Raw genomic sequence first — 8,503 nt, 5'->3', positions numbered from 1 at the left:
TGCGTTCATCGATTGTTGACGGGTGTTGACTAAGAATGCGCTGGCGCACGAAACGTAGTGGACGACGCGAGGAGTCCCGCGATTTGCGGTGTTGTTCAATTATAGGAATTGTCGGAGGACTCGTCGCCTCGTCCACTACCGGAAAATTGACCGGAGACGGAACGCTAGTGCGACGGTGGTTGCTTGAAGGGGTTTTCGTATCCCGGCGTGTCGCCAAAGCAGATGCCCATCGCCCGGGCGGTCTGAACGGCCGAGCCGGACGGATCGACGGTGCGAATCTGGTCGACCGCCTCGGCAATGGAGACATCGCGAATGTCTGGCGGATCGCTGCACACCATTTGCCCGAATTTGCGTTCGGTGATCAGCCGCACCGCGTGGGCGCCGTATTCGCTGGCCAAGACGCGGTCAAAGGTTGTCGGGCCGCCGCCACGCTGCAGGTGTCCCAGCACGACGAATCGGACATCCTGTTCGATCATCCCCTCGAGACGCTCGGCGATGACTTGGCCGATCCCGCCCAGACGGACCTGCTTGTTTTGCATCCCGGCCTGTTCTTCGACGACCAGCCCGCCGGAAGGCAAATGGGCCCCTTCGGCCACGACGACCAGCGTGAAGTACTTTTCCAGTGCCCGACGTTCGGCGATTTTCGCAATGATGTTGTCATAGGTCCATTCGATCTCGGGAATCAAAATCACGTCCGCACCGCCGGCGATCCCCCCGTGCAGGGCGATCCAACCGGTGTGCCGCCCCATCACCTCCAACACCATGACCCGCTGGTGGCTCGCGGCGGTCGTGTGCAGCCGATCGAGCGCGTCGGCGCAGCACAGCACGGCGCTATTGAACCCGAACGTGAAGGCGGTCGCTTTGAGGTCGTTGTCGATGGTTTTTGGGACCCCGACCACCGGTATCCCCGCTTCGTGAAATTGCAGGGCCGTCGACAGCGACCCGTCTCCGCCGACGACAATCAGCCCCTCGAGCTTCATCCGTTGGACCGTCTCGGCGACGCGACCGATCAACCGCGGATCCAGCTCCGCGCGGCCGCTTTCCCCAACCCGCGCGGCAAACCGGCCCTTGTTGGTCGACCCCAGAATCGTGCCCCCCTGCACCAGAATGCCTGCGGTGTTCCGCGGGCTGAGCACCTGATAGCGAATCGGATCGACAAGCCCCTCGAATCCGTCCCGAAACCCGACCACGTCATAACCCAGCCAAAAGGCGGTTTTGGTCGTCGCCCGGATCACCGCGTTCAGCCCCGGGCAATCGCCGCCGGAGGTCAGGATTCCGATCCGCGGTCGCTCCCCCAGTCGCTCGCGACCGTAGATGTGGACCTCGCCATTTTCAGTGATTTCAACGGACATCCCGCGATTGCTCCTGCCTGCCGATCGTTCTCCCAACGCCCCGCTGACGGGCCGCGGGGCGGTTTACCCTGCGAAAGTAGACATCGAGGACCGATTCCAATAGCCCAAAATGCAATTCCTGACGACGATTTCACTTGGTTCTGCTAGGACGCCGATCTATGATGGGGTTGGCAAGAGGAACGATTTGCGATCATCCCCTGGGGAGGTTCGGGCCGCGAATCCAAACGCCTTATTCCTCTGGCCCGGTTTCATCCACCCCAATCGACGCTGCGCGCAGCGTCAGGCGGGGTGTCGAAAGGTATCCCCATTTCATGGTCGCATCCGGGCGTTAATCTCATCACCGTTGCGGCTCCAATCGCACAAGGAATTCGAACGTGTCCTATCGCACCCAATCAATCCCTGCCCGTCTTGTTACTCGCCGCGTGTTCGCCGGCCTGATGTCGCTCGGCGTTGCCCTGAGCGCCGGTCTGGCGTTGGCAGACGCTCCCGCCGAAGACGAAACCGTCCAAGCCGAACTGTTTGCCGCGATCGACGAAGGAAAAATCGACGTCAAATTCATCCCGCTGAATACCACCAAAGCGAACGTCATCGTCAACAACCTGACCGACAAGCCGATGACGCTGCGACTGCCCGCGGCGTTTGCCGGCGTCCCAATCAACCGTCAAGGAATGATGGGTGGTATGGGCGGCATGGGCGGCGGCATGGGTGGCATGGGCGGAGGCGGCATGGGTGGCGGCGGTGGCGGCCAAGCCATGGGCGGCGGTATGGGCGGCGGCGGCATGGGTGGCATGGGCGGCGGCATGGGCGGCATGGGCGGTGGCGGCATGGGTGGCTTCATGCGAATTCCCCCGCAACGTCAACAAAAACTCGCCGTGACCACCGTTTGCCTGGAACACGGTCGCCCCGACCCGACTCCCAAAATGGCCTACAAAATTGTCCCCTTGGACTTCGTCACCCAAGACGACCGCGTCCATGTGCTGTGCGAAGCGCTCGGCAATCGCCAAGTCGCTCAAAACACCGCCCAAGCGGCAGCCTGGAACTTGATGGACAAGCTGCCCTGGGAAACCCTGGCCGCCAAGAACCGCGTCGAGAGCAAGTACACCGGCAACGTCCGTTGGTTCTCGCCGATCGAAATTCAATCGGCCATCGCCGTCGTTCGTGAAGCCACGCGGATCGCCGAATCCCGCAGCGAAACCGAATCCGAATCCAGCGACTCTCTCTCCAGCGACTCTCTTTCCAGCGATAGCTGAGCCCCCCGCACGACCGAGCGTTGGATCATGCTCGGCTGCCCGTCGGATCACACCAACGGCTGACGAACTCCGGTTCGCCAGCCGTTTTTTTGTGCCACCAAGTTGGTGCCCCGATGCTGAGCAACCGCCCCGCACCGTCTCGGCAACCGGCTTCCCCGCGCGAAATCCGTGATTCGCTGCCGCAGCAACGAAACTGCCCTGGCAAGTGAAAATGTGACGGTTGTATTGAATATCAAGCGGTCGATCTGCCGATAAGCCCCTTTGATGGATGCCCTGTCGTGAACTGTGCGCATGGAGGCGCACTGCAATGGTCATATTTTCGCTCAAGCTATTCAACAACGTCCGAAAAGCGATTGCGGGACGACGTTTCCCGCACCAATTGGCCGGCGGTGTTGCGTTGGGCGTGCTGCTCGGAATCATCCCCCACGGCAACTTGATGGCCCTGATCGTGTTGGCCACGCTGCTGTGTTTCAAGGTCAATCACGCCCTGATGGGAGTGGTCGCGATCGCCGTTTCCTTCGTGGCAACCCGGCTGGATCCGTACTCACATCAAGTGGGCGAATACCTGCTGACGCACCCGTCGGGCAGCCAGTGGGCGGCCCAGGCCTGGTCGTTGCCGGTGGTGCCATGGACCGACCTGAACAACACCGTGGTGCTGGGCAGCTTTGTGATCGGATCGCTTTCGGTGTTGCCCCTGTTCGCCATTTGCTTGCCGCTGTTTCGATTGGCCGCCCCTAAAACAAACAGCCAGACAAACATTGAAACAGCCGGTGAAACGGAAGCAGCCGACACCGTGACACAGACATCGCCGGCGACAGAGTCGGTGACAGGCCATGACCGCAAAGACGGCGAACACGAGCTGCGGTCACCCCGCCGATCGGCTGGCGAGGTTTCCGAAGACGTCAGAGCCCCCGAGGCGGTTTCCGTGCTGATCGATCAGCAGGATGCAGTGCCGCCGCCACGCTTCGCGCTCCGCAAACGCGACTTGACCGAACCGAGCGCAGCCGACCCGACGACGATTCCGATTGACAATGTCCTTGCCAACGAGCCGATCTTTATTCCGATCGACGCGTCGGAGGACCGCGACGACAACTCCGCGGCCGATCAGGCCACGACGAGAACCGAAACCGACTTGTCGGACGCGCTGCCCACCAACGAACAAATGGTTTCCGTCGAAACTCGGATCGACGTGATTCGGATGAAGGATTTTCGCGACGACGAAGTGACGCCCGGTGCGTCCGACCGCGATGTCGCAAACCGTGAAACCGAGCAACCGATGGACGAAGCACTCAACTACCTGCTTCGTCAATTGCGTCACTCCCAGGAAAGGAAAGCAGCAGGATGATTCGCTGGCGATTTGTTGTAACACGACTGTTGATCGTTTCGGCTGTGCTCGTGCTGTTGGGTCTGGGTCTGGGCCCGGTCGCCCGGTACGTGACGGTCCTTGGACTACAGAGCGCCACGGGCGCGAAAGTGGAGATCGGAACGACGCAAGTCAAACTGTTTCCGCCCACGATTCGCTATGAAGATTTCCGTGTCGCGGACCCCCGCGACGCCAAGGAGATGCGCGACGCATTCCGCGCCGACGCGATCGAATTGGCGCTCGATGGAAACGCGATCTTGCATCGACGTTGGGTCGCCCGCGAAGGCAGCATCACCGGTCTGCAAATCGGCGCCAAACGCGACACGAGCGGACACCTCAGCGGCGACGAAGATTTCGAAGCCCCCAGCTTGTCCGACAAGCCAGGCGTCCTCTCCAATCTGCTCGGCAGCATCACCGATCGGCTCGGCGACCAAGCCGAACAAGCCGCCAAGGACTTGGAAACCGTTCGCCGCAGTGAAGCGATCAAGGCACGGTGGAAACGGGAATACGAGTCACTCGCCAAACGAGCCGGCGCGTTGGAACAAAAGGTTCGTGATTTCAAGTCCAACGCGGGCGAAATCGAAAACCCGCTTCGCGACTGGGACAAGATCGGCAGAACGGTCGGACTGGCTGACGAAACACGCGCCGAACTGAAGTCGATCCTGGCGGCACTCGATGCCGTCCCGGCCCAATTCCAAGCCGATGTCGCGTCCTTGCAACAAGCCAAACAAATCGACCTGGACCGTATCGATCAATACGTCCCGGGCAACCTCAACGAGTCCCAAAACTTTGGCATCGATCTGATCAGCGAAGCGGTCCAGAACCAGATCGCCACGATCCGTGACTACTGGGAAGGCGGACGCACGCTGGCCAACTACACCATCGTCGCCCCGGAAACCGAACGCGGACGCGGCGTCGATATCGACCTGCTCGGCCGCACGCGGCAACCGAACATCCTGGTTCGCCGCTGCAAGGTCCAAGGTCTGATGCGCGCCGACGGCAATGCTTATTCGCTGACCGGCACGGTCGAGAACCTGACTCCCGACCCGCAACTGCTCGCCGAACCGCTGCGGGCACAACTTCAACTCGATGGGCCCCAAGTGGTCAACGTCGATTACATTCGCGACCGACGCAATGACTCGGACATCGATCGCTTGACCTTGCACTGGCCTCAATCCCAAGCTCCCGAGACTCGGCTCGGCGACGATAGCCGAGCGATGGTCAAGGTCAGCGGCGGGAAACGAGAAATCTGGGTGCAAATGCGGAGCGAAGGCGAACAGATCCAAGGGCGCTTCGTCAGCAAACAGACCGGCGTTCGGTTGGATCTGGAAGTCGATTCTAAATACGAATCGCTCTCGGCAACCCAAGCCTTGCGTGAAAGCCTGGCCGCGGTCGACGCGGTCACCATCGACGCCGGATTCGAAGGCCGATGGGACCACTTGTCGATGAACATGGAAACCAACCTGGGCGACATCCTTCGCGACGCCGCGCAGACCGCCATCACGCAGCAAGTCGCTGCTTCGAAACAACAGATGAAACAAAAGGTGCAACAGACCTTTGACCAGGAACAAGCCAAACTGGCCGCCTGGTTCAATCAACAACAGGTGGCCGCCCAATCGCTGACCGCGAAAGCCGACGGGCTGCTGGAAGACCTCGGCAAAAAACTGCTCGATGGCGTGGACTCCTCCGAAGTCACCATCGGCCGGATGAACGAGTTCCTCAACGGTCGGTTCCGATGAAATGGAATCCGATCCCCGAATCCGCAAGTCACTGCACCAAATCAACAACGACCTTTCGATCGCCTCGATGAGGCTCGAATTGATCACCATCAAACTGCAACGGGAACCCGAAAGCCCGCTGCGCGAGGAGCTGCTGCAGTCCTGCGCCGACGCCCTGGACGCGGTCAAACGGGCCGGCCGGACCGCCAATCAAACACTCCACCAGAATCCCTGAACCGTGATTCTGGAACCCGAACCGGCTCTCCAGGAACCCGAACCGGCGTTTCCGGAACCCGAATCAACCCGACAAACTCCGCCGCATCTGCGTCTCGTCCCAGTTTTTGCTAGACTCAACGGCAAATCAGCATCGGTTGCGCTTTTGCGAACGCCAAAGGATCGATTAAAGTGTAGGCGACGAAAAATCCGTCCGAGACATGTCGCCAGCAAGGCCGTCAAACGATCTCACCGCGAAGGATGGCAGCAGAACGCAGGGCTGATTCTGGAAAACGACTCCCATGTTGACCCACACAGAACGATTTCACGACACCTCGATCCTGTGGGTCACTCTCGTTCATCACTCCAACCTATTGAACAGCCAAGATGCCGCTGATCAGCACGAATCCGGTGAAAGAACTTGTTGCACCCGATGAAGTGAGTCGTCTGTACATCGTTGACGATGAAACGGAGCTGCTCACGACCCTGGCCGAATCCCTCCGAGAGTTGGGATTCTCCCCCCAGACGTTCGATCGGCCCGAGGATTTGCTTCTCGCCACGTCGGAGCACGAGACCGGCTGCGTCATCACCGACCTGCGGATGCCCGGTATTGGCGGCGTGGAACTGCTCCGACGCCTCAATCAGCGTGACAGCTGCTTGTCGGTGATCCTGCTGACGGCGTTCGCCGACGTGCCGACCGCCGTCGACGCGATGAAACTCGGTGCCGTCAGCGTCGTCGAAAAACCGTTCGAGCTGCACGCCCTGGCGGATGAAATCAATGCGGCAATGCGGTGCAGCGTACAAGCCTACGCCAGACGCCAAGACCTCCGCTCGGCCAGAGAACGCCTGGACCAGCTCACCAACGAAGAGAAGGCCGTGCTGGACTTGGCCATCGAAGGACGCCCCAACCGCGAAATCGCTGAACAGCTGGAAATCAGCCCCCGGACCGTCGATCGCCGGCGACAATCCGCACTGCGAAAACTCGTCGCCGAGTCAGTTGCCGAATACGCCGTGCTAAAAACCCGCGCCGGCAGGGACTGATCCCCCCACGCAACGCGTCGACGAACGAGAGGGATCGGCCAACGGCCATCGACAAACGCCACTGCGACAAACCCCATCAAGAAACGGGAGTTTAACGCCGACTGGCGGATCCCCGCCTCCAGCCGACACAGAGGGGGGACAAAGGCCTTCCGCCAGGCCTGTTGCCAACCACCCTTAATGGTGGACCTCCGCAGTCGGTTTAAATTACCGAAAAAAGTCGGCGCGCGGGCTCCTGAACTTAACTCGTCATCGCTCAACGGGTTACCGTCACGGGGCTGCATGGGCGTTCTCAAAACTCCAGAATCTGCGGTTGACCACACCGGCTGGCTGCGTACTCTTAGGCTACCGATTGGGTTGAATCGACGCAGTTCAGGTGGCCGCTGGAAATCCACTCCCGGAACGTAAACCATTGCTATCTATTGGTTTGCGGAAAAAGGAGGTCTTGGTAAACCACTCCGGCACCGCGCCGTCGATTCGATCTCCTATCTTCCGCGAGTTCGCCTCGCGTGGGGTTCACGCGGTCAGCTTGCGGCCACGGGCTGACGATCGTTGATGGCACGGAGTCCTCCGCTACAGTCATCTCCGAAAACCTCACGGACCGGGTACACGAAGTGCCCGGTCGCGAACGCTCGCGAAGGTAGACCTGCTATCAAGGTAGACCTGCTATCAAGGTAGAGCTGCTATCTCCGCTCGGCCACGCGTAGCTTGGCACTGCGAGACCTCGCGTTGTCCGCGACCTCTTCCTCACTCGGCCGCAACGGTTTCTTGGTCAACACATTCCAGCGATCGTCGTCACGGAATGCATTCTTGACGATCCGGTCTTCCAGCGAGTGAAAACTGATCACGGCAAGACGGCCGCCCGAGGACAGCCAATCGGGCGCCTGCTGGAGCGTCCGCGTCAGGATATCCAGTTCTTCGTTGACGGCGATTCGCAACGCTTGGAACGTCCGTGTTGCGGGATGTATGTCGTGATGCTTGCCGCGCGGGACACAACGACGACAAATCTCGACCAACGCCGCGACAGTGCGCACCGGTTCGCGACGCTTGCCGCGCGCGACAATCTCGCGCGCGATCCGCCGGCTGAACCGCTCTTCGCCGAACTGGTAGATCGCGTCGGCAATCGCCTTCTCGCTATTCCGGGCGAGCCATTCACTGGCCGGGATCCCGTTCTCCGGATCGAAACGCAAATCGAGCGGACCATCGTGCTGAAAGCTGAATCCGCGATCGCGATCGGCTAGCTGATCACTGGACAGTCCCAGGTCCAACACCATTGCATCAGCATGCTCCAGCCCGCTGGCCTGGAGCGCCTTGGCGGCCTGCTCGTAACTGCCCAAGAACACCGACAAGCGATCGACCGCAGGTTCGGATTCAACGCGGGCGAGCACCGCCGGATCGCGATCCAGCCCGATCACCAGCCCCTCGTCGCCGACCACATCCAACAACAGACGCGAATGACCGCCGGCTCCATAGGTCCCATCGATCACGACCGTTGGCGAACACTCGCTCACCCAATGAACGATCTCCTCGGGCATCACCGAGACGTGGCAGGGGCGATTGTCGTTTGGT

7 protein-coding genes are annotated in these 8,503 nt (G+C 60.6%); 5 read left to right on the top strand and 2 right to left on the bottom strand.

The genetic code is table 11. From position 1 onward, the window contains the following. Window positions 1-164: 164 nt before the first annotated feature. A complete protein-coding gene (locus ABX749_RS13025; protein ID WP_372896368.1) occupies window positions 165-1,352 on the bottom strand; it encodes a 6-phosphofructokinase in 1,188 nt (395 codons plus the stop codon). A 374-nt stretch (window positions 1,353-1,726) separates the two neighbouring features. Between ABX749_RS13025 and ABX749_RS13020 the strand changes: the two genes are divergently transcribed. The 5 genes from ABX749_RS13020 (at window position 1,727) to ABX749_RS13000 (ending at window position 6,937) form a co-directional block, all read left to right on the top strand. After that, window positions 1,727-2,602, top strand: coding sequence for a hypothetical protein (locus ABX749_RS13020; protein ID WP_372896367.1), 876 nt, complete (start codon window positions 1,727-1,729; stop codon window positions 2,600-2,602). 307 nt (window positions 2,603-2,909) lie between these two features. Next, window positions 2,910-3,947 (top strand): TIGR03546 family protein, encoded by a 1,038-nt coding sequence (locus ABX749_RS13015; protein ID WP_372896366.1) that lies wholly within the window; start codon window positions 2,910-2,912, stop codon window positions 3,945-3,947. Beyond that, entirely contained in the window at window positions 3,944-5,704 is a 1,761-nt protein-coding gene (locus ABX749_RS13010; protein WP_372896365.1) for a TIGR03545 family protein, read from the top strand. The genes ABX749_RS13015 and ABX749_RS13010 overlap by 4 nt, the downstream gene beginning before the upstream one ends. 1 nt (window position 5,705) lies before the next feature. After that, window positions 5,706-5,918 carry a hypothetical protein gene (locus ABX749_RS13005; protein ID WP_145219570.1) on the top strand — a complete coding sequence of 71 codons (213 nt, stop codon included), beginning with the start codon at window positions 5,706-5,708 and terminating at the stop codon, window positions 5,916-5,918. Window positions 5,919-6,307: 389 nt separating this feature from the next. Continuing rightward, complete coding sequence (locus ABX749_RS13000; protein WP_372896364.1) at window positions 6,308-6,937, top strand: response regulator transcription factor; 630 nt, start codon at window positions 6,308-6,310, stop codon at window positions 6,935-6,937. A 680-nt stretch (window positions 6,938-7,617) separates the two neighbouring features. On the opposite strand, the gene rsmH is transcribed toward ABX749_RS13000, so the two are convergent. Next, window positions 7,618-8,469 (bottom strand): 16S rRNA (cytosine(1402)-N(4))-methyltransferase RsmH, encoded by an 852-nt coding sequence (gene rsmH / locus ABX749_RS12995; RefSeq protein ID WP_145223219.1) that lies wholly within the window; start codon window positions 8,467-8,469, stop codon window positions 7,618-7,620. Between the last annotated feature and the right edge of the window lie 34 nt (window positions 8,470-8,503).

This window comes from Stieleria sp. (assembly GCF_041595215.1).
GTDB lineage: Bacteria > Planctomycetota > Planctomycetia > Pirellulales > Pirellulaceae > Stieleria > Stieleria magnilauensis.
This window is presented reverse-complemented; position numbering and strand designations above follow the sequence as displayed.

Bases quoted from the DNA above. Each gene is read 5' to 3' on its own strand.
- ABX749_RS13010 (WP_372896365.1), top strand. From the start codon at position 3,944: ATGATTCGCTGGCGATTTGTTGTAACACGACTGTTGATCGTTTCGGCT.
- ABX749_RS13025 (WP_372896368.1), bottom strand. From the start codon at position 1,352: ATGTCCGTTGAAATCACTGAAAATGGCGAGGTCCACATCTACGGTCGC.
- rsmH (WP_145223219.1), bottom strand. From the start codon at position 8,469: ATGCCCGAGGAGATCGTTCATTGGGTGAGCGAGTGTTCGCCAACGGTC.
- ABX749_RS13005 (WP_145219570.1), top strand. From the start codon at position 5,706: ATGGAATCCGATCCCCGAATCCGCAAGTCACTGCACCAAATCAACAAC.
- ABX749_RS13015 (WP_372896366.1), top strand. From the start codon at position 2,910: ATGGTCATATTTTCGCTCAAGCTATTCAACAACGTCCGAAAAGCGATT.